Annotated in this window: 18 protein-coding genes and 3 pseudogenes; 10 read left to right on the forward strand and 11 right to left on the reverse strand. The window is 63.3% G+C overall.

What is annotated here, in order from left to right; translation table 11 throughout:
- Window positions 1-112 precede the first annotated feature (112 nt).
- Window positions 113-1954, forward strand: a complete 1842-nt coding sequence (rpoD, locus tag Q427_RS19135; RefSeq protein ID WP_043516703.1) for an RNA polymerase sigma factor RpoD — start codon at window positions 113-115, stop codon at window positions 1952-1954.
- Between the two features lie 94 nt (window positions 1955-2048).
- Here the strand turns inward: rpoD and Q427_RS19140 are convergent, their stop codons facing one another.
- The gene (locus Q427_RS19140) at window positions 2049-2975 is read right to left on the reverse strand and encodes a LysR substrate-binding domain-containing protein (RefSeq protein WP_043516704.1); all 927 of its coding nucleotides are present in this window, start codon (window positions 2973-2975) and stop codon (window positions 2049-2051) included.
- A 174-nt stretch (window positions 2976-3149) separates the two neighbouring features.
- Here Q427_RS19140 and Q427_RS19145 point away from each other — a divergent pair.
- The 6 genes and pseudogenes from Q427_RS19145 (at window position 3150) to Q427_RS19170 (ending at window position 9619) form a co-directional block, all read left to right on the forward strand.
- Window positions 3150-4528, forward strand: a pseudogene (locus tag Q427_RS19145) (L-serine ammonia-lyase).
- Between the two features lie 272 nt (window positions 4529-4800).
- Window positions 4801-5574: an ABC transporter ATP-binding protein gene (locus Q427_RS19150; protein WP_043516705.1), complete on the forward strand. Its 774-nt coding sequence runs from the start codon at window positions 4801-4803 to the stop codon at window positions 5572-5574.
- Complete coding sequence (locus Q427_RS19155; protein ID WP_231613793.1) at window positions 5571-6323, forward strand: ABC transporter ATP-binding protein; 753 nt, start codon at window positions 5571-5573, stop codon at window positions 6321-6323. Before Q427_RS19150 ends, Q427_RS19155 begins: the two co-directional genes overlap by 4 nt.
- 135 nt (window positions 6324-6458) lie before the next feature.
- Window positions 6459-7682: an ABC transporter substrate-binding protein gene (locus tag Q427_RS19160; RefSeq protein WP_043516706.1), complete on the forward strand. Its 1224-nt coding sequence runs from the start codon at window positions 6459-6461 to the stop codon at window positions 7680-7682.
- 62 nt (window positions 7683-7744) lie between these two features.
- Window positions 7745-8631, forward strand: a pseudogene (locus Q427_RS36435) (branched-chain amino acid ABC transporter permease).
- A 4-nt stretch (window positions 8632-8635) separates the two neighbouring features.
- Window positions 8636-9619, forward strand: coding sequence for a branched-chain amino acid ABC transporter permease (locus Q427_RS19170; RefSeq protein WP_043516707.1), 984 nt, complete (start codon window positions 8636-8638; stop codon window positions 9617-9619).
- 82 nt (window positions 9620-9701) lie between these two features.
- Here the strand turns inward: Q427_RS19170 and gfa are convergent, their stop codons facing one another.
- The 10 genes and pseudogenes from gfa to pqqA all read right to left on the reverse strand — a co-directional run bounded on the left by gfa (window position 9702) and on the right by pqqA (window position 17836).
- Window positions 9702-10268, reverse strand: coding sequence for an S-(hydroxymethyl)glutathione synthase (gene gfa / locus Q427_RS19175; protein WP_043516708.1), 567 nt, complete (start codon window positions 10266-10268; stop codon window positions 9702-9704).
- Window positions 10269-10530: 262 nt separating this feature from the next.
- Window positions 10531-11640, reverse strand: a complete 1110-nt coding sequence (locus Q427_RS19180) for an S-(hydroxymethyl)glutathione dehydrogenase/class III alcohol dehydrogenase (RefSeq protein WP_043516709.1) — start codon at window positions 11638-11640, stop codon at window positions 10531-10533.
- Between the two features lie 171 nt (window positions 11641-11811).
- Window positions 11812-13023, reverse strand: a complete 1212-nt coding sequence (locus tag Q427_RS19185; protein ID WP_155833626.1) for a hypothetical protein — start codon at window positions 13021-13023, stop codon at window positions 11812-11814.
- A 134-nt stretch (window positions 13024-13157) separates the two neighbouring features.
- A complete protein-coding gene (locus tag Q427_RS32590; protein ID WP_043516711.1) occupies window positions 13158-13508 on the reverse strand; it encodes a hypothetical protein in 351 nt (116 codons plus the stop codon).
- 32 nt (window positions 13509-13540) lie between these two features.
- The gene (locus Q427_RS19195; RefSeq protein WP_043516713.1) at window positions 13541-14395 is read right to left on the reverse strand and encodes an insulinase family protein; all 855 of its coding nucleotides are present in this window, start codon (window positions 14393-14395) and stop codon (window positions 13541-13543) included.
- A pseudogene (gene pqqE / locus Q427_RS19200) lies at window positions 14392-15548 on the reverse strand (pyrroloquinoline quinone biosynthesis protein PqqE). The gene Q427_RS19195 and the pseudogene pqqE overlap by 4 nt, the downstream one beginning before the upstream one ends.
- Complete coding sequence (gene pqqD / locus Q427_RS19205; protein WP_231613794.1) at window positions 15541-15840, reverse strand: pyrroloquinoline quinone biosynthesis peptide chaperone PqqD; 300 nt, start codon at window positions 15838-15840, stop codon at window positions 15541-15543. Before pqqD ends, pqqE begins: the two are co-directional and overlap by 8 nt.
- Window positions 15837-16616, reverse strand: coding sequence for a pyrroloquinoline-quinone synthase PqqC (pqqC, locus tag Q427_RS19210; protein WP_051496532.1), 780 nt, complete (start codon window positions 16614-16616; stop codon window positions 15837-15839). Before pqqC ends, pqqD begins: the two co-directional genes overlap by 4 nt.
- 133 nt (window positions 16617-16749) lie before the next feature.
- Window positions 16750-17679: a pyrroloquinoline quinone biosynthesis protein PqqB gene (gene pqqB, locus Q427_RS19215; protein ID WP_043516714.1), complete on the reverse strand. Its 930-nt coding sequence runs from the start codon at window positions 17677-17679 to the stop codon at window positions 16750-16752.
- An 85-nt stretch (window positions 17680-17764) separates the two neighbouring features.
- Window positions 17765-17836 carry a pyrroloquinoline quinone precursor peptide PqqA gene (pqqA, locus tag Q427_RS30440; RefSeq protein ID WP_081786101.1) on the reverse strand — a complete coding sequence of 24 codons (72 nt, stop codon included), beginning with the start codon at window positions 17834-17836 and terminating at the stop codon, window positions 17765-17767.
- 359 nt (window positions 17837-18195) lie between these two features.
- Between pqqA and Q427_RS35595 the strand changes: the two genes are divergently transcribed.
- From Q427_RS35595 to Q427_RS29210, 3 genes are read left to right on the forward strand one after another with little or no spacing between them, the layout of a single operon-like run.
- The gene (locus Q427_RS35595; protein ID WP_269321285.1) at window positions 18196-19011 is read left to right on the forward strand and encodes an outer membrane protein assembly factor BamB family protein; all 816 of its coding nucleotides are present in this window, start codon (window positions 18196-18198) and stop codon (window positions 19009-19011) included.
- A complete protein-coding gene (locus Q427_RS35600) occupies window positions 18951-20018 on the forward strand; it encodes a PQQ-binding-like beta-propeller repeat protein (RefSeq protein WP_269321286.1) in 1068 nt (355 codons plus the stop codon). Before Q427_RS35595 ends, Q427_RS35600 begins: the two co-directional genes overlap by 61 nt.
- Window positions 20019-20039: 21 nt before the next feature.
- Entirely contained in the window at window positions 20040-20762 is a 723-nt protein-coding gene (locus tag Q427_RS29210; RefSeq protein ID WP_231613797.1) for a c-type cytochrome, read from the forward strand.

The raw sequence follows: 20762 nt of genomic DNA on the forward strand, positions 1-20762 counted from the left end.
ATGGGTCGAACTGGCGGTAGGGGGTGATTTACCGCTATACTGTTCGGCTTCATGAGTTTTCTCCATCCAGCGCTTCAGGTGCTTCATTCTTCTTCGTCGAGATAGGGTTTCTATGGCTGGAAATGCGCAGCAGCAGTCACGTCTGAAGGAGTTGATCGCGCGCGGCAAGGAACAGGGCTACCTGACCTATGCCGAGGTCAACGACCACCTTCCCGAAGATATCGCCGATCCCGATCAGGTGGAAGATATCATCGGCATGATCAATGACATGGGCATCAGTGTCGTCGAGGAGGCCCCCGATGAAGATACCCTGATGATGTCGGATCACTCCACTGACGAGTCGGCCGCCGAAGAGGCGGTGGCGGCTTTGGCCGCGGTGGAAAGCGACGTAGGGCGGACCACCGACCCGGTGCGCATGTACATGCGCGAAATGGGTACCGTGGAGCTGCTGACCCGCGAGGGTGAGATCGAGATCGCCAAGCGCATCGAGGAGGGGACCCGGGAAGTCATGTCGGCACTGGCTTACCTGCCCGGTGCAGTGGAGTCGATTCTTGACGCCTACGATGCGACCCAGGACGAGGAAGCGCCCGGTCGGCTGTCGGACCTGTTCTCCGGTTTCATCGACCCAGACGAAGGCATCCCCGGTGTAGCCGAGGCTGAAGTGCCCGAGGAGGAGCCGAGGGACGAAGAGGCCAGCGAGGGCGACGAGGAGGATGCCGAGGCCGAGGAAGAGACCACCGGCGGCCCCGACCCGGAGGAAGCCAAGGCGCGTTTTGAGCAGATTCGTCAGCAGAACGAGCTGGTGCGTGCCGCCATGGAAGCCCATGGCCGCCACTCCCCGGAAGCTCGGGCGGAGCTGACGCGGCTGGCCGAGCTGTTCTCGCCGATCAAGCTGGTTCCGAAGCACTTTGAGCGTCTGGTCAACCAGGTGCGGATCAGCGTCGAGCAGGTGAGGACCCAGGAAAAGGCGGTCATGCAGATGTTCGTCAAGAAGGCGCGAGTGCCGCGCAAGACGTTCATCAAGGCATTCCCGGGCAACGAGTCGCGCCAGGATTGGCTTAACGATTTCATCAGCAACCATGGCAAGTATGCCGACCGCCTCGAGGCCATGCGCGGTGATATTCTGCGCTCTCAGCGCCGCATCGCCTTCGAGGAGGACATGGTCCAACTGGCGGTGCCCGAGCTCAAGGAGATCAATCGCCGGCTCTCCATCGGTGAAGCCAAGGCGCGTCGGGCGAAGAAGGAGATGGTCGAGGCCAACCTGCGCCTGGTCATCTCGATCGCCAAGAAGTACACCAACCGCGGGCTGCAGTTCCTGGACCTGATCCAGGAGGGCAACATCGGCCTGATGAAGGCGGTGGACAAGTTCGAATACCGGCGTGGCTACAAGTTCTCGACCTATGCCACCTGGTGGATCCGTCAGGCAATCACTCGCTCCATCGCCGACCAGGCGCGCACCATCCGCATACCGGTGCACATGATCGAGACCATCAACAAGCTCAATCGTGTATCGCGGCAGATGCTCCAGGAAATGGGGCGCGAGCCGACGCCGGAGGAGCTGGGTGAGCGACTCGAGATGCCCGAGGACAAGGTGCGCAAAGTGCTCAAGATCGCCAAGGAGCCGATCTCCATGGAGACCCCCATCGGTGACGACGACGATTCGCACCTGGGCGACTTCATCGAGGACGGCACCATGCTGCTGCCCGTCGACCTGGCCACTGGCGAAGGGCTGATCGAAGCCACTCGCAATGTCCTTGGTGGTCTCACCGCCCGCGAGGCCAAGGTGCTGCGCATGCGTTTCGGCATCGACATGAACACCGACCATACCCTCGAGGAGGTCGGCAAGCAATTCGATGTCACCCGCGAGCGGATCCGCCAGATAGAGGCCAAGGCGCTGCGCAAGCTGCGCCACCCGAGCCGCTCGGAGCCGCTGCGCTCGTTCCTCGACGAATAACGCCTTCACGGTTCAGTAAGGGAAAACGCCTGCAGCCTGATCAAGCTGCAGGCGTTTTCGTTGGTGGCTTGCTCGCCCCTGTGGATGCGGCCGCTCATGCCGGCGGCTTGTCGCGTCCCGCTTCCTCGACGATCCAGTCGTGTACCGCCGCCACGCGGCGGTCGTCCAGCGCACCGCTGGTGTGCACGATGCCGTAGCGCTTGCCGGTGGGAACCCGCTGGGGAAAGGGCGCGATCAGTGCCCCCGTGCCAAGTTCATCGGTGAGTAGCGCCTGGCGGGCGATAGCGACACCCATGCCGGCGACCGCCGCTTCGATGGCCAGGCGGTGGCGATTGAAGGTGTAGCCGCGACGGGCATTGAGCGGTGGGGCTTCCACTGACTTCAGGTAGTGCTCCCACTCGGCGTAGGGGTGCCCCCCTCGCCAGGCGGTGACATCGTGCAGCAGCGGGTACCAGGCCAGCCCCTCGGGGCTCGATAGTGACGGGCGGTTTCGCAGCAGGGCCGGTGCGCAGACCGGGAAGATCACCTCTTCCATCAGCGGCGTGATGGCCAGGCCGGGGTAGTGGCCGTCATTGAGGTCGATGGCCAGGTCGAACTCGCCTTCGCGTAGTGACAGGCTGCTGTCTTCGGCAATGATCTGCAGCTCGATGTCGGGGAAGCGTGCCTGGAGACGTGGCAGGCGTGGCATCAGCCACTTGCTCAGGAAGGCGGGCACACTGCGTACCCGGATGATCCCGCTCATCACGCCGCTTCGCAGGCGCTTCACTTCGAGGCCGACCGACTGGTAGGCCTCTTCCACCACGTCGGCCAGCCGGCGCCCCTCTTCGGTCAGCTCAAGGCGGCGCGGCAGGCGGCGGAACAACTTGAAGCCCAGGCGCTCTTCCAGCTGCTTGATCTGCTGGCTGACGGCCCCGGTGGTCACGTGCAGTTCCTCGGCGGCGCGAGTGAAGGAGAGGTGGCGGGCGCTGATGGCGAATACCTTTAGCCAAGCGTGTGTCTGAGCGTGGAGTAGGCGGCTCATGCTTTAGTCATTCTATACTCAGTAGGGAGATATTCTCGTTTGCCCGGTGGCGCTTGCAGGACCACCATAGAATCCATCGTGGTTGGATGGCAATACCGTTTAGTGATGCTCATCCATTCTTGGCCACCCCTGAACGGATAGGATCGGCAGTTGCCGACCAGAAAAGGTGATCACATGGCAATCAGCGTCTTCGACCTGTTCAAGATTGGCATCGGCCCCTCCAGCTCGCATACCGTCGGTCCGATGCGCGCTGCCTTCGACTTCGTCCAGGCGCTGCGTGAACAGAATGTGCTGGAGCGTGTCGCTCGAATTGAGGTGCGGTTGTTCGGTTCGCTTTGCGCCACGGGCAAGGGGCATGGCACCGACAGGGCGGTAATCATGGGTCTGATGGGTGAGCGGCCCGACCGAATCGACCCCGCCATCGTCACTCCCTGTCTCGAGGAGCTCTTCGAGTCCAACACGCTGCAGCTCGATGGCCGCTTGTCGATTCCCTTCCTCTGGGCCCGAGATATGCAGTGGCACGAGGAGTGCCTGCGCTATCACCCCAACGCAATGACCCTGATCGCCCATGGTCATAGTGAAGAGCTGTGGCAGAACACCTACTACTCGGTGGGTGGTGGTTTCGTGGTCGACGAGGCCCAGGCCGCCCGCGGGGAATTGGATCCGGATAACACGGCGCTGCCCTACGACTTCAATTCCGCCGCCGAGCTCATGGCCCTGTGCCGTATGCACGACCTGCGCATCAGCGAACTGATGATGGAAAACGAAAAGGCCTGGCGCAGCGAGGCGGAGGTGCGCGCCGAACTGTGGAGCGTGTGGGAGGCGATGCAGGCCTGCGTCGAGACCGGTCTGAAGAACGAGGGGGTGCTGCCCGGTGGGCTCAACGTGCGCCGTCGCGCAGCCACCCTGCATCGACACCTGTTGGCGGCGGAAGATGATGCCTGCGTGATCGCGTCGACGTTTTCGGCCATGGACTGGGTCAATGTCTTTGCCTTGGCGGTCAACGAGGAGAATGCCGCCGGTGGGCGCATGGTTACCGCCCCCACCAACGGTGCGGCGGGCATCATCCCGGCAGTGCTGCACTACTACATGAAGTTCAAGGCCGGTGCGAACGAGCGTGACGTGGTGGACTTCCTGCTCGCTGCAGGCGCCGTGGGCATGCTGTGCAAGAAGAATGCTTCCATCTCCGGCGCCGAGGTCGGCTGTCAGGGCGAGGTGGGTTCGGCCTGTGCCATGGCCGCCGCCGGTCTTGCCGAAGTCATGGGGGGCAGCGTTGCCCAGGTGGAAAACGCCGCCGAGATCGGCCTGGAGCATAACCTGGGGCTGACCTGCGACCCGGTCGGTGGCCTGGTGCAGGTGCCTGCATCGAGCGCAACGCCATCGCCTCGGTCAAGGCGATCAATGCCGCCCAGATGGCACTGCGGGGGGATGGAGAGCACTTCATCTCGCTGGACAAGGTGATCCGCACCATGCGCGATACCGGCCGCGACATGCAGGAAAAGTATAAGGAGACGTCCCGCGGCGGGCTGGCGGTGAATGCCATCGAGTGCTGAACGAGAAAGACGCTTTCGTATCAACCGACTATGCTGAATCCACGCGATGCCCTCTGCGGCATCGCGTTTTTGTTTGCAAGCTATTGAAGTCTCGGCGGTCTACGCCATTGGTCGAGTTCGACGTTTCAGGTGTTGCCCTGCGAGTATCTGTCCTCTAGCTTACGTTAACGTAAAGGTTAGAAAGTCCCCGGCTGGTACACGCAGCCACTGCTTTCATGACAAAGACAACAAATCAGCACGTATCGCCAGCGGCGATCCAGAGAGGACGTCACATGACCCAGGAGTTCATACTGGAGACTCGCGGGTTGACCAAGCAGTTTCGCGGCTTCACCGCCGTGGACGATGTCAACCTGCAGGTCCGGGAAGGACATATCCACGCCTTGATCGGGCCCAATGGCGCCGGCAAGACGACCGTCTTCAACCTCCTCACCAAGTTCCTGCCGCCGACCCGCGGTGAGATTCTCTATCGCGACAAGTCGATCACCAGGATGAAGGCTAACGAGATAGCCCGGCTGGGCCTCGTGCGCTCCTTCCAGATCTCCGCCGTGTTTGCCCACATGACGGCGCTGGAGAACGTTCGTGTGGCGCTGCAGCGGCCGATCGGCACCTCGTTCCACTTCTGGAAGTCCGAGCGAACCCTCGACCATCTCAACGATCGCGCCATGGACCTGCTCGAGCAAGTTGGACTGGCCGAATATGCGGATGTCCTCACCGTGGAGATGCCCTATGGTCGCAAGCGGGCACTTGAGGTGGCGACCACAATGGCCCTGGAACCGACCCTGATGCTGCTCGATGAGCCCACCCAGGGCATGGGGGCCGAGGATGTCGATCGCATCGTCGAACTCATTCGCCAGGTTGCCAAGGGCCGTACCGTGCTGATGGTGGAGCACAACCTCAGCGTGGTGAGCCGGCTGTGTGACCGAATCACTGTACTGGCCCGTGGCGCGGTGCTGGCCGAGGGTGACTACAAGGCGGTTTCAGCAAACCCGCTGGTCAAGGAAGCCTACATGGGCACCGAGGTAGAGGAAGAGGAGGCCAGCGCATGAACCAGCTAGCCGAGCAGACCGGCAAGGTAGAGTACCGGGATCATGACGGGGCCGAGATGCTTCGGGTCAGCGACCTGCATGCATTCTATGGCGAGTCGCATATCCTCCACGGGGTCGATTTCGACGTGAAGCGCGGTGAGCTGGTCACCCTTCTCGGGCGTAACGGCGCCGGGCGAAGCACCACCCTCAAGGCGATCATGAACATGGTCGGCCGGCGCACCGGCTCAATCATGATCAACGGTAACGAGACCCTCGACATGAAGCCGCACCGCATCCCCCGCCTGGGTGTGGGCTACTGTCCGGAAGAGCGAGGCATCTTCGCCAGTCTCGATGTCGAAGAGAACCTGCTGCTGCCGCCCACGGTGCGCTCCGGCGGCATGAGTCTCGATGAGATCTACGAGATGTTTCCCAATCTCTACGAGCGTCGCCGCAGCCAGGGCACCCGGCTCTCCGGCGGTGAGCAGCAGATGCTGGCCATGGCGCGTATCTTGCGCACCGGTGCACGCATGCTGCTTCTCGATGAAATCACCGAAGGCCTGGCGCCGGTCATCGTGCAGACGCTGGGCGAGGTATTGGTCAAGCTCAGGGACCGGGGCATGACCATCGTGCTGGTGGAGCAGAATTTCCGCTTCGCTGCACCGCTTGCCGATCGCCACTACGTGATGGAGCACGGGCGCATCATTGAGGAGATCTCCGCGGCCGAGCTGCCTTCGAAGCGTGATCACCTCCACTCCCTGCTGGGGGTCTGAGCGGCCTGTGCTCAACCACCAGCGAATTAAAACCATAAATTGCAACTTGCGTAACCAGTAACCGGAACAGCGACACCTGCAGCTGCAGCGTTCGCCACAACAACAAGCAGTCCCTGTGGGACTACGGAGACGTAAATGACCTTCATGAAGAAGACCCTCGCCAGCAGCATCGCCATTGCCGCCGCCGCCGCATTGGCAGCTACCACCGCCCAGGCAGAAATCAGCGACGGTGAAGTCCGCATCGGCTACCTGGCCGACATGTCCGGCACCTATCGCGACCTGGCCGGCCCGGGCGGCCTGGAAGCCCTGCGCATGGCCGTCGAGGATTTCGGTGGCAGTGTCAACGGCGCCCCGATCCAGGTCTTCAGCGCCGATGACCGCAACAGCGCCGACGTTGGTGCCAACACCGTGCGCGAATGGGTCGATACCCGTAACGTCGACATGGTAGCCGGCATGGTCGCCTCATCGGTCACCATTGCGGTAACCAATGTGCTCAAGGAGAACGACAAGCTGGGCATCATTTCGGGATCGGCAGCGTCCAGCATCACCAACGAGCACTGTTCTGCCAACCATATCCACTGGGTCTACGATACCTATCCGCTGGCCAATGGTACCGCCAAGGCCATCGTCGACCAGGGTGGCGACACCTGGTTCATGCTGACAGCCGACTACGCCTTCGGTCACGCACTGGAAGGCGACGTGACCCGGGTCGTGGAGGAGAGCGGCGGTGAAGTGGTCGGTGGCGTGCGTCACCCGTTCCCGACCGACGACTTCTCCTCCTATATCCTCCAGGCCCAGGGTTCGGGCGCCAAGATCATCGGCCTGGCCAACGCCGGTGCGGATACCGTCAACGCCATCAGTACTGCCGCCCAGTTCGGCGTGGTGGAAGCGGGCCAGCAGCTTGCCGGCCTGCTGGTCTTCTTGAATGATGTCCATGCCATGGGCCTAGAGACGACCCAGGGTCTGCTGTTGACCACCGGCTGGTACTGGGACATGGATGACGAGGCGCGTGAGTGGTCCGAGCGCTACTACGAGCGCATGAACCGCATGCCGACCATGGTCCAGGCGGGCATCTACTCCAGCACCATGCACTATCTGCAGGCGGTCGAGGCAACCGGAAGCGACGATACGGCCACCGTGCGCGAGTACATGATGGAGCAGCCGATCAATGACTTCTTCGCCCGCAACGGCAGTCTGCGTGAGGACGGTCGTATGGTCCACGACATGTACCTGGCCGAGGTGAAGTCGCCGGAAGAATCAACCGGTGAATGGGATCTCTATAACATCCTTGCCACCATTCCTGCCGAAGAAGCCTACCGTCCACTGTCCGAAAGCCAGTGTGACCTGGTCCAGAACTGAGCGGTGCAAGACACGGTGGCGGCCCCAGGCCGCCGCCCCTCTGACGGCGAGGAGAACCTAACATGACGATGATATTCGGGGTGCCGTTGGCGGTGTTCATGGGCCAGCTGCTGCTGGGCCTGATCAACGGTGCCTTCTATGCCCTGCTGAGCCTGGGCCTGGCGGTGATCTTCGGCCTGCTGAAGATCGTCAACTTCGCCCACGGGGCGATGTACATGCTGGGTGCCTTCGCCACCCTGCTGGGAATGCGCTACCTGGGCATCAACTACTGGGCGGCGCTGCTGTTGGCACCCCTGGTGGTGGGCCTGTTCGGGATGGCGATCGAGCGGCTGCTGCTGCGCCGTATCGGCCACCTGGATCACCTCTACGGCCTGCTGCTGACCTTCGGCCTGGCGCTTATCTTCGAAGGCACGCTGGTCAATTTCTTCGGCGTGTCGGGCGCTCGCTATCCGACCCCGGAAGCCTGCAGGGTGGCTTTCAGCTGGGGTTCATGTTCCTGCCCGTCTATCGGGCCTGGGTGCTGCTGGCGGCGCTGGTCGTCTGCCTGGGTACCTGGTTCATCATCGAGCGTACGCGTCTCGGTGCCTATCTGCGGGCCGGCACCGAAAATCCGGCGCTGATGCAGTCGTTCGGCGTCAACGTACCGTTGCTGATCACGCTCACCTATGGTTTTGGCGTGGCACTGGCCGCCTTTGCCGGCGTGCTGGCGGCACCGCTCTACCCGGTTTCGCCCACCATGGGCTCCAACCTGCTGATCGTGGTCTTCGCGGTGGTGGTCATCGGGGGCATGGGGTCGATCCTGGGTGCCATTCTCACCGGCCTGGGCATGGGCCTGATCGAAGGCCTGACCAAGGTGTACTATCCCGAGGCAGCCAACACCGTGATCTTCCTGGTCATGATCCTGGTGTTGATGCTCAGACCCGCCGGACTCTTCGGCAAGGAGGCATGACATCATGGCCACGACTCAAACCCTGACTCCCGTCATGGAGCGTCAGCGTCGAGCCAACATGCGACGCAATGCCTTCTACCTGGCGCTCATCGTGGTGGGGCTGCTGGCACCCTTTGTCGCCTATCCGGTCTTCCTGATGAAGGTGCTGTGCTTTGCGCTGTTTGCCTGCGCCTTCAACCTGCTGCTCGGCTACGCGGGCCTGCTCTCCTTCGGCCATGCCGCCTTCCTGGCGACGGGCGGGTACGTTACCGGCTACCTGCTCTCGAACTATCCGGGGCTGACGCCGGAACTGGGCATACTCATCGGGACCGGCGCCGCGGTGCTGCTGGGGGTTGCCTTTGGCGCACTGGCGATTCGTCGGCAGGGCATCTACTTCGCCATGGTGACACTGGCGCTGGCGCAGCTGATGTTCTTCTTCTATATCCAGGCGCCGTTCACCGGTGGCGAGGATGGCCTGCACGGTGTGCCGCGGGGTCAGCTGTTTGGCTTGATCAGCTTGCGCAGCAACCTGGCGATGTACTATTTCGTCTTCGCGATCTTCCTGATCGGCTTCGCCATCGTGCAGCGTACCGTGCACTCGCCATTCGGGCAGGTGCTCAAGGCGATTCGCGAGAACGAGCCGCGGGCGGTATCACTGGGCTACAACGTCGATGCCTACAAGCTGCTGGCCTTCGTCATCTCCGCCGGCCTGGCCGGCCTGGCCGGCTCCACCAAGACCATTGTCTTCCAGCTGGCCTCCCTGACCGATGCCCATTGGCACATGTCCGGAGAAGTCATCCTGATGACCTTGCTCGGCGGCGTGGGCACCCTGTTCGGCCCGGTGGTCGGCGCCGGCCTGGTGGTCAGCCTGCAACATATGCTGGCGCAGTCACCGCTGGGTAACTGGATCAACGTCATTCTGGGCCTGATCTTCGTCATCTGCGTGCTCAGCTTCCGTAGCGGTATCGTCGGTGAGATTACCAAGATGTATCGCAAGAACTTCAAGTAGCACATCAGAACGGGATGTGAAACGCCATCGGGCGCCTTACGGGGCGCCCGATGGCGTTTCAGCGCGCGATACCGAGCCCCCGTCAAAGTACTCCTTTGGCCTTGGCGGTATGAATGGCAATGGCATCCATGAGAGGTGGTGACAGGCAGTCGTAGGGTGGCAGGCCCAGGTCCGTGAGGCGGGCGCGGACGTCGCTCATCTTCTCCGGGTCGGCGCCAGACTCGATAATGGACGAGACAAAGGCCGCAAACTCCGGTGCCGCCCAGCCGGAGTCATCTGAGAGTTCGGTGTGGATGAAGTCCAGCCCGTGGAAGGGGTGGCCGGTGTTCTCGATGCGACCGTACATGTGGACTCCACAGCCCCTGCAGGCATGGCGCTGGATAGCGGCGGAGGGATCGACCACGTCGAGCTTTTCCTCATGGGCGGTGACACTGAGGCTGTCTCGGGGAACCACGGCCACCATCGAGAAGGTGGCGCCGGCCGGTTTCCAGCACTTGGTACAACCGCAGACGTGGTTGTGGGCGCACTGCGCCTTGACGGTGACTTCGACCCTGTCGCTGTCACAGTGACAGTGCAGGGAGCCGCCGTTGAAGGCGTCACTTCCCGCTTTGACGCCGTTGTCCACAGCGGGGTGGATGGTCGGGTTCATGGTTGTTGCCCCCTGGGTAGCGGCGGCTGAGGTGGAGGCCGGTGCGGAATCTGCTGGCCGGCCGTGGCTTGGTTGCTGTGCCGTGGAGGCGTGGTCTCTCGCGGGGGGTGCCGCTTTCTGCCCTCCAACCCAGCGCTTCAGAGTGTCCATCAGGCTCATTGGTATGCACTCCCTTCCTGTTCTTGTTGTCATGGCATTGGTCCAGGCGCGTGTTGTTTGCGTGGCTCCGGGCGTGTGTCATTCACGTGGCTCCGGACGCGTCTCAATAGCGAAGCACGGTACGGATACTCTTGCCGGCGTGCAGCAGCTCGAAGGCCTCGTTGATCTGCTCGAAGGGCAAGTCGTGGGTGATGAACTCGTCGATCTTGATCTCGCCGTCCATGTAGCGCTGCACGTAGCCGGGAAGCTCGGAGCGCCCCTTCACCCCACCGAAGGCCGAGCCTTTCCAGACCCTTCCGGTGACCAGTTGGAACGGCCGCGTGGATATCTCCTCGCCGGCGCCGGCAACGCCGATGATCACCGATTCGCCCCAGCCCTTGTGGCAGCACTCCAGTGCCGAGCGCATCACGTTGACGTTGCCGATGCACTCGAAGGAGTAGTCGACGCCGCCGTCGGTGAGGTCGACGATCACCTCCTGAATGGGGGCGCCGTAGTCCTTGGGATTGACGAAATCGGTGGCACCAAACTGGCGCGCCAGCTCGAACTTGTCCGGGTTGACGTCAATGGCAATGATGCGACTGGCCTTGGCCATCTGCGCCCCCTGGATCACCGCCAGGCCGATGGCCCCGAGGCCGAACACGGCAACGGTGGCGCCCGGCTCCACCTTGGCGGTGTTGAGCACCGCGCCGATGCCGGTGGTCACACCGCAGCCGAGCAGGCAGATCTTGTCCAGCGGCGCTTCCCTGGACACCACCGCCAGCGACACCTCGGGCAACACGGTGTACTCCGAGAAGGTGGAGCAGCCCATGTAGTGGTGCAGCATCTTGCCGTCCAGCGAGAACCGCGAGGTGCCATCAGGCATCAGTCCCTGGCCCTGGGTGGCACGTACGCTGCCGCACAGGTTGGTCTTGCCGGAGAGGCAGAACTTGCACTGGCCGCACTCGGCGGTATAGAGCGGGATGACGTGGTCGCCGGGCTTGAGGCTGGTGACGCCGGGGCCGACTTCCTCGACGACACCGGCGCCTTCGTGGCCCAGCACCGAGGGGAAGAGGCCTTCCGGGTCGGCGCCGGAGAGGGTGAAGGCGTCGGTGTGACAGACGCTGGTGGCGGCGATGCGCACCAGCACCTCGCCGGCCTTGGGCCCCTCGACGTCGATCTCGACCAGCTCCAGCGGCTTGCCTGCAGCCAGGGCGATGGCAGCGCGTGATTTCATAAGGATTCCTCCGCCGTGTTGTTCTTGTCGGGTTGTCGTTGCATGCCGGGCATATCGCCAGGATGAGGCGGCGCTGATGTCAGTCTAGGTGAGCCCCGGTGACATGATTGTGTTACAGAGGCATAAGTGCGTTGCACACCGGCAACATTGCATGGCGGAAGCCGGGAAGGCTTACCGGGGGGCGTGAAACCACCAGCGGCGAGGGAGGCCGGGCACGACCAGGGCATCGGCGAGGGCGGCGAGGTCGCTGGCTGTGAGCGAAGCCAGCGCTGCCTGCTCCTCCTCCCAGGGTGGCGGTGGCCAGGGAGTATTGCTCGGTGCCATGCCTTCCTCCGCCCACTGCCGGCGGCGAAGTGCCTGCCAGGTCCGCTGGACGCCTTCAAGGTGGGTTTCGGGGCTTCCTTGACTGGCCGCCAGGCGGCTCAGCCGCTGGCTGAACTCGGTGGGCTCCAGGCAGGCGAGCGAGACACCCCGATCCTGGAGGAAGTCCTCAATGGCAAGGCGGACGGCTTCCACCGAGGCGTGGGGAGACTGCACCACGTAGCCGAGCCGTGGCCAGCCGGTGGCCTCCCGATAGCGAACCGCGGCGACATAGCCGAAGCCGTGTCGTTGTCTCATCGCATGCTGGAAGGCGGCGTCATGGCACTGCGCGATGAACTGCAGCAGGAAACGGCTGCGAGGGGTGTCGTCATGGCCGGCGACTTCCAGCATCACCGCCTGATCCGAGCCCTGGGGCGTGAGCCAGACGGGCTCCCCAATGCCGGTGTCGGGTGGGGTGGCGTGCCGAGGAGGTGCCTTCGGCAGCCGCTCGGCGAAGCGGTAGGCATGCAGTCTTGCCGTTTCGGCATCGATGCTTCCCCTGGCCCAGCACAGCAGGGCAGGAGCCGGTTCGGCGATACCAGTGCGAGACGTGGCGCGGGCAATAGCTTGGGGAGCGGGGCATGACTCCAGTTCGCATAGCAGACGCTGGGCGATCAGTCCCGCTGCCGGGTGAGTCGCTTCCGGTGGTGTGTCTCGTCTAGCCTTCAGCCAGTGCTTCAGGGTCTGTTCCACGACGGAGGGAAGCCGGCAGGGGTCGCCCGAGGCCAGCAGCCAGTTTCCCCGAGGGTCGCTGCCGGTCAGCAAGGTCAGGCCGTGTGCCTCGGCGGCCTGGCGCAGTGGCAGGCAGTGGCGTTGCCATTGGACGAGTCGGGACCTGTATCCCGTCGACTCCGCGGGCCAGCCCAGGCACCAGCTTGCTTCGGGCCCACCGGCCGGCCCTGTCGGCGAGCCCCACCAGAGGGCGAGACGGCTGTCCTGGTGCAGGCATCCCGGTGCGTCGCTACTCCAGTCAATCTCGGGAGAGGACTCGACCGCGATCCGGGGTGCGGGTCGCGGGGGCAAGGCCCGCACCTGGGTCGTGTCTGGCGAAGGTAGCATCCGGTAGTGGGTGCCCGTCTCCTCGAGGATATGCCAGGCATCATCCGGGATGCTGTCTCGCGACGGGCAGTGCCAGAGCCATCGGCACTGCCCGGGCGTCAACCAGGCAGCAAAGGCGCTGCGGGGGGCAGGGTATCGGTCGCCTCTGGGTGCGTCGCCTGGGTGACCAGTCGCTGTGCCAGACGCCTGGGCCAGCCGTCGAGATCGCTCGTGACCCGCGAAGGGCACGGCATGGGCTGTTGTAGAGCACGCGCCAGGCCAGCATGACAGGTGGCCAGCAGGGTTGAGAAAAAGGCGACATCATTGTGGTGAGGCTGCAATTCCGTGAAGGCGAGTCGAATCCCAAGCGCCTGGCCGGCCCCCGGCGAGGATAGCGACACATCGAGTGCTTCGAGGCCAAGCGGCGATTGCAGGGTGGCGGCCAAGGCCCCGTCGGCCAGTCGTGCCACCAGGGCGTCGAGCCATTCGGCATGTGCCCTGCTCAGGTCGTCGGGCAGCGGCCAGAACAGCTCGAAAGTCGAAGTGGAGGAGCCGGCGGTGGCTTCCGGCAGACACCAGGCGACGCCACCCGGTTTACCCCAACGGCTGGTCTGGGCCTGCCCCTCGCCGGGGCCTGGCGAGGCGGCGGATGCATCCAACCCATTGCATGGTGCGCCAGCAACTCGAGCTGGCGCTCCAGGGGTAGCGGTCCGAGCATCACCAGGGCCATGTGCTCGGGACGATAGTGGCGCCGGTGAAAATCCTCCAAGTGACCCACCAGCCCCTCGGTATCCTGACCAAGCGTGGCACGGTTGCCGGCATGGCAGGCCCGGCCCGGGTGTCCGGGTCGATAGAGCCGCCCAAGGGCGGCCAGGCGATGCAGCGCAGGGTCGGCCAGCCGGGCGCGGTATTCGGCATCGAGCACGCCGACTTCGTGAGCGATACGTTCAGGAACCAGCAGGGGGCGGCCCAGGAGGTCGACCAGGCGGGCAAGCCCTTCTTCGGTGGCCTCCGGTGGCAGGTGCAGATGAATGTCGGTGGTGCTTTCACCGGTACAGGCGTTATAGCGGCCGCCCAGGAGGCCGATCCATCGGCTCAGCTCGCTCTCACCGGGAAAGCCGGCAGAGCCGAGGAAGAGCGCATGTTCGAGCAGGTGGGCCAGGCCACGGTGGGCCATGGGTTCGTCCAGGTAGCCGGCACCCACTGCGCCGACCAGCCGTAGCTGCCGGGCGTCGGGCACTTCCGCGGCCAGCACGTGCAGGCCGTTGGTCAGATGCATGCCCTGCAGCCGGCTTCCCGATGGCAGTCCCTCGCGCCGCGCCGTGTCGAGTGTCTCGGTGGGTGTCGGTCCGCTCATGCCCGGCAGAATACCCGGGACTCATGGACGTTGCGTAGTGTCAGTTCCTCCAGTGCGCGGCTGTCGCCGGCTGCTTCACGACGTGCCGCTTCGACCAGGTGATGATCCGGCGAGAGGTCGCAGACCGGGTCGGTGGCCGCCGGATCCCCGGTGAGCAGGTAGGCCTGGCAGCGACAGCGCCCACGTCCCGGTGACGCTCGTCGCAGCTGCGGCAGGGTTCCTTCATCCAGCCATCGCCGCGGTAGCGGTTGAACGGTTCGCTGTCGTACCAGATATTCTTTAGCGGCTGCTCGCGGACCGTGGGAAAATGTATCGGCAGCATGCGGGCGCTGTGGCAGGGCAGTACCGCACCGTCCGGCGCCACGGTCATGAAGATTGCACCCCAGCCTCCCATGCAGGCCTTGGGGCGGTCCGAGTAATAGTCGGGCACCACGAACAGCAGGCGCATGTCGCGGCCCCGTTTCTCCAGTGTGTCTCGCCAGCGCCGGGTGGTGGCCTCGGCGGCCTCGAGCTGGGCCTGGCTTGGCAGCAGCCCCGCCCGATTGAGGTGCGCCCAGCCATAGAGCTGGCAGTTGGCGAGTTCCACGGCATCGGCTCCCAGGTCGTCGCAAAGGGCAATGATGTCGTCGAGCCGGTCGATATTGTGGCGGTGGAGCACCACATTGAGCACCATGGGATACCCTGCCGCCTTGACCGCCCGGGCCATGGCCAGCTTCTTCGCATGCGCCTTGGGCGATCCGGCAACCGCCGCGGCGACATCGGGGTCGGAGGCCTGCAGGCTGATCTGGATATGATCGAGACCGGCTTCCCGCAGGGCCAGGATGCGCGCTTCGTCGAGCCCCAGCGCCGAGGTGATCAGGTTGGTGTAGAAGCCGAGCCGGCGGGCCTCGGCCACCAGGATCTCCAGGTCCTGTCGCACCAGAGGTTCACCGCCCGAGAAGCCCATCTGCACCGCACCCATGGCCCGAGCCTGGGTCAGCACGTCCATCCATTCGTCGGTGGTGAGCTCTTCCTTGACGTTGGCGAAGTCCAGCGGATTGGAGCAGTAGCTGCACTGCAGCGGGCAGCGGTAGGTCAGCTCGGCGAGCAGCCACAACGGGGCCCCGGTGTGGCCTGGCAGCGGCTGGTTGGCGGTAGCGGTATGCTCAGTCATGGTGGATCCACCCTTGTCGGTCGGCATCAAGCAGGAATTCAAGCACGTCCTGCTCGATCGCCGTGGGAGGGGCGTCGGGGAACTGCGCCTGCAGGGTTGCCACCACGCCATCCACGTCGCGTTGGCCGTCCAGCGTGGCGAGTATGGCGCCGGCGCTGTCGTTGAGCTGTACCATCCCTTCGGGATAGAGCAGCACGTGACGCTGCTGTGCCTCCTCCCACTGCAGGCGCCAGCCGGGGCGCAGGCGATAGACGGTGCTTCCGTTCATGCTGGCGTCATCGGTGATGGTCATGACAGCCCCCGATGGTAGATGCGCTGATCCGTGACGGTGTGGTAGGGCGGCCGTCCTAGCTGGTAGGCCATGCTCATGGCGTCGAGCATCGACCACAGCACGTCGAGCTTGAATTGCAGAATCTCAAGGGCACGCTCCTGTGCCGGCCGGGTGGTGCAGACCGCCAGCGCCACTTCCAGGCCGTGCTCGACGTCGCGGCGCGCCTCCGTCAGCCGCTTGCGGAAATAGCCATAGCCGGCCTCGTCGATCCAGGGGTAGTGGGTCGGCCAAGTGGCCAGGCGGCTGCGGTGGGCTTCCGGGGCGAACAGCTCGGTGAGCGAGGAGATCGCCGCTTCGCGCCAGTCGGCCCGGCGCACGAAGTTGACGTAGGCATCCACGGCGAAGCGCACGCCCGGCAGCACGTGTTCCTGGGACCAGAGTTCGTCCCGGCTCAGGCCTACGGCTTCGCCCAGGATCAGCCAGGCCTCGATACCGCCACCGTTCTTCTCATGGCCGTCGTGGTCGAGAAGGCGCTGTATCCAGCGCCGCCGGGTGGCGGCATCGGGGCAGTTGGCCAGCAGGGCGGCATCCTTCTGGGGGATGTTGACCTGATAATAGAAGCGGTTGGCAACCCAGCCTCTCAGCTGCTCGGGTGTGGCTCGCCCCTCGGCCATGTCCATCTGGTAGGGGTGATGAATATGATAGTAGTCGCCCTTGGCCATCAGGGCTTTGCGGAAGTCCGCGGGGCTCATGGCTTCTCCCGTGGCGCTGGCCAGTGGTGACGTGAAACCTGACATGGCGAGACTCCCTCTGACTCCCCGTTTGTTAAAGACGATGCCATAGCTCTGCCCGGCGATGCCATCCATCCCGAAGGAAACATTGTGCTTTTTATCGCGAGGCGCCGGTTTATCGGGCGCTTCATACCTCCATTCATACCTCCAGATGCATGCCATCGAAGGCCACCTCGACGCCCGCTCGGGCCAGGGCGGCACGCTCCTCGGAACGTTCGTCGACGATCGGGTTGGTATTGTTGATATGGATCAGCACCCGCCGCGTGGTTTGCGGCAGGACGGCCAACTCGGACAACAGGCCCCGCTCCCCGGCCAACGCCAGGTGGCCCATGTCGCGGCCGGTTGCCTGGCCGACACCGGCGCGAACCAGCTCGTCATCGTGCCACAAGGTGCCATCGACCAGCACGCAGTCGGCGCGACCGAGAAAACCACGCACCCGGTCATCCACTTCTCCGAGCCCTGGCGCATAGAAGAGCTGCGTACCACGCTGGCGATCCTCGATCAGCAGACCGATATTGTCGCCCGGGGTCGGTGCGCCTCGGCGCGGCGAGTAGGGCGGGGCGTTACTGGTCAGGGCCACGGCGGTGAAGGTCAGCCCGGGGCAGTCGGGCACTTCGAACTCTGCTTCCAGGTGGCCGGCGTCGATGCCGATGGGTCGCCAGTTCAGTCCCCCTTGCCAGTGTTCCAGCATGCGGAACAGGGGGAAGCCGCCGCTCAGGTCCTGATGCACGTTGGGCGTGCACCAGACATCGAAGGGGCAGCCTTCGCGCAGTGACAGCAGGCCGGTGACATGATCGATCTGGCCGTCCACCAGCAGGACGCCGATGATACCGCTGTCGCGGGGGGCCTTCCTGGGATGCAGCTCGGGGTTGTCGGCAAGCTGGGCACGAATATCCGGTGAGGCGTTGCACAGCAGCCAGCGTTTGCCATCGCTGCTGAGCGCAATCGATGACTGGGTGCGCGGTGTGGCCTCGATACTGTCATCGCGAACGCCACGGCATAGCCGGCAGTTGCAGTTCCACTGGGGGAAGCCACCGCCTGCGGCGGCGCCCAGTATCAGTACATGCATCTCGATCTCCTGCATCGCGCAACAACAAAAGGCCGATGCCCCCTCTGGGAGCATCAGCCAGGCAGATCCCGCATCAAAGGGAAGTTCAACGGTTGGAGATGTACAGCGTGACCTCGAAGCCCAAACGTAGGTCGGTATAGGCAGGTTTGGTCCACATAGATATTACTCCACGTATTGGTGGGTGTGAGACGTGCATTACCAGTTAAGCAGTTAGTGAGCGTTCTACCTTTCGACCAAAGTCTAAGTTTTGCGAAAAGCTCTGCTCTTGATACGGGCCACTACCTGTTTCGGTCGAAGAAGCAAGGCTGTAGCAGGGATGGGAAGGGATTGTTGCTGGAAGACAATAGTCTTTTGACCGTAGGCAGCGTGTAAATCGCCAATGAGCGGGACGGTGTGAACGAAAGTTTTGCTAGACCTCTTTAGTGTCAATGACTGAAACGAGACGACAGCCACAACAACCACAACGAGATGTGCCGTTCCCCCAGGCACACTATTCAGTATTACGGAGACAACGCCATGCTTCGGGAGATTGGTTATGCAGTGACGGCCACCGGGTTGATGGCCGCTTCCTTGGCTTACGCCAACGAGAATCAACTCGAGCTCCAGCAGAACCCGGAATATTGGGCCACTCAGCTGGGTAACTATCAAGGCAACCGCTTCAGCGAATTGGAGCAAATCAACCGCGATAACGTCAATGAACTACGCTCGGTCTGGCAATTTTCCACCGGCGTTCTGCGCGGTCATGAAGGCGGCCCCCTCTATGTTGGCGACGGGCGCCTCTATATCCACACCCCCTTCCCAAACAAGGTATTCGCGCTAGACCTGGAAGACGAAGGACGCGTGGTCTGGAGCTACGAGCCGGACCAGGATTCCCGCGTTATCCCGGTCATGTGCTGCGATACCGTGAACCGCGGATTGGCCTATGCCGACGGTCGCCTCTTCCTGGGCCAGGCCGACAATACGCTGATCGCCCTGGACGCCGAGAGTGGCGACCTGCTGTGGGATGTGAGCAACGGTGACCATACCATCGGCGAATCCAACACCATGTCGCCCCTGGTCGTGCACGACAAGGTCATCGTCGGCATCAGCGGCGGGGAGTACGGCATTCGCGGCCATATCACCGCCTATGACGTGGAGACCGGCGAGCAGGTGTGGCGCGGTTATTCCACCGGCCCGGACGACGAAGTGCTGATCGACCCGGAAACTACGACGATGATGGGTGAACCGATCGGTGAGTCCGACCTGGGCGTGACAACCTGGCCTGAGGGCGAGTGGGAGCGCGGTGGCGGGGCCCCTGGGGCTGGGTCACCTACGATCCCGATCTCGACCTGATCTACTACGGTACCGGCAACCCCGGCACCTGGAACCCGGCTCAGCGGGCCGTGGATGGTGAGCCGGCCGATAACAAGTGGGCGATAACCGTCTTCGCCCGTGACCCCAACAACGGCGAGGTCAAGTGGGTCTACCAGAAGGTCCCCTTCGACGAGTGGGACTACGACGGAGTCAACGAGAATCAACTGATCGACGTCGAGTTCGAGGGTGAGCAGCGCAAGGGACTGGCGATCATCGATCGTACCGGCTTCGGCTTCCTGCTGGACCGCGAGAGTGGTGAGTTGTTGGTGGCCGAGAAATTTGCACCGGAAACCAACTGGGCGGACAGCTACGACATGGAGACCGGCCGGCCTAATGTGAATGAGGAGTACAGCACCTTCCGCCAGGGGGTGGATGTCAATACCACCGATATCTGTCCCACCGCCATGGGCGCCAAGAACATGCAGCCCAGCGCTTATTCGCCGAGGACTGGCCTGATCTATGCCGGCATCAACCGGATCTGCATGAACTATGAACCCTACGAGACCGATTACGTGGCGGGCCAGCCCTATGTGGGCGCCACCCTGACCATGATGCCCGCGCCGTCCGAGAACGGTGGCATGGAAGGTCGCCTGGGTAGCTTCATTGCCTGGGATCCCGTGGCAGGTGAAACCGTATGGGAAATCGACGAGCGCTTTGCGGTATGGAGTGGTGCGCTGGCGACGGCCGGTGACCTGGCCTTCTACGGCACTCTCGAGGGCCACGTGAAGGCAGTCGATATCGAAAACGGCGAGGAGCTGTGGCGCTTCAAGACGCCCTCGGGAATCATCGGCAACATCAATACCTTCCAACATGAGGGCAAGCAGTACGTCGCAGTGCTCTCCGGGGTCGGTGGCTGGGCCGGTATCGGTCTGGCGGCAGGCCTCGAGGATCCCGAAGAGGGTCTGGGTGCGGTGGGCGTCTTCTCCGCTCTTGGTGACTACACCAAGCTCGGCGGTGTCCTGACGGTCTTTGCTCTGCCTGACTGAGCCGATGACTTGTTGCAAGAGGTGGGCACGGGTTTTCCACCCGTGCCCTTTACCAGCTCTCTTCAGGAGCGACTCGCGCTAAGGCGAGAAACTCCTGTGGTATCCAGAAGGAAGCGCTGCATGTCGGTATTGGTGCGTACTCGCTGTACATTCTCCGTATTCATCGCCCTGCTGCTTGGGCTGTCCCAACCCGGCCTGGCCGACGAGCATCGCATCGAGGGTGAGGGAACGGGTGCCTTCGTCGTCGAAGATGGCAAGGTCGATCCCGATACCTACGAAGGTTACATTGTCTACACCCGGGCCTGTATGGCCTGTCATGGGCCGGATGGGCTGGGCTCTTCCTTCGCGCCCAACCTTGTCCGTGCCGTAGAGCGCCGCGGCTGGGAGAACTTTGCCGGGACCATTGCCGCCGGGCGTGAAGTGCAGCCGGGCCAGGTAATGCCCTCCTTTGCCGACGATCCCTATGTGATGGGCAATATCCCAAACCTTTTCAGCTATCTGCGTGCGCGCGGCGAAGGTGGCCTGGGGCGCGGTCGCCCTCAGATCATCGAATCGATGCAGGAGGAAGCAGAACAGGAGGAAGCAGAGCAGGAAATTGTGGACCAGGAGGAGGGCGTGGAACCGAAGGATAGGGATGATCGGAAAGATCCAGATCGTAAGGACCAGAAACAAGGAGACCAGAAGCAGGAAAAGACAGAGACAGATTCCGACGAAGAGAATAACGAAGACGAGGTCGAGGAGTGA

It is taken from the genome of Halomonas sp. BC04 (assembly GCF_000568385.1).

Coding starts and splice junctions, on each gene's coding strand:
- Q427_RS19160 (WP_043516706.1), top strand. CDS start 6,459: ATGACCTTCATGAAGAAGACCCTCGCCAGCAGCATCGCCATTGCCGCC.
- pqqD (WP_231613794.1), bottom strand. CDS start 15,840: ATGACCATCACCGATGACGCCAGCATGAACGGAAGCACCGTCTATCGC.
- rpoD (WP_043516703.1), top strand. CDS start 113: ATGGCTGGAAATGCGCAGCAGCAGTCACGTCTGAAGGAGTTGATCGCG.
- gfa (WP_043516708.1), bottom strand. CDS start 10,268: ATGAACCCGACCATCCACCCCGCTGTGGACAACGGCGTCAAAGCGGGA.
- Q427_RS19150 (WP_043516705.1), top strand. CDS start 4,801: ATGACCCAGGAGTTCATACTGGAGACTCGCGGGTTGACCAAGCAGTTT.
- Q427_RS19170 (WP_043516707.1), top strand. CDS start 8,636: ATGGCCACGACTCAAACCCTGACTCCCGTCATGGAGCGTCAGCGTCGA.
- Q427_RS19140 (WP_043516704.1), bottom strand. CDS start 2,975: ATGAGCCGCCTACTCCACGCTCAGACACACGCTTGGCTAAAGGTATTC.
- Q427_RS19155 (WP_231613793.1), top strand. CDS start 5,571: ATGAACCAGCTAGCCGAGCAGACCGGCAAGGTAGAGTACCGGGATCAT.
- Q427_RS35595 (WP_269321285.1), top strand. CDS start 18,196: ATGCTTCGGGAGATTGGTTATGCAGTGACGGCCACCGGGTTGATGGCC.
- Q427_RS19195 (WP_043516713.1), bottom strand. CDS start 14,395: ATGAGCGGACCGACACCCACCGAGACACTCGACACGGCGCGGCGCGAG.
- pqqC (WP_051496532.1), bottom strand. CDS start 16,616: ATGTCAGGTTTCACGTCACCACTGGCCAGCGCCACGGGAGAAGCCATG.
- pqqB (WP_043516714.1), bottom strand. CDS start 17,679: ATGCATGTACTGATACTGGGCGCCGCCGCAGGCGGTGGCTTCCCCCAG.
- Q427_RS19180 (WP_043516709.1), bottom strand. CDS start 11,640: ATGAAATCACGCGCTGCCATCGCCCTGGCTGCAGGCAAGCCGCTGGAG.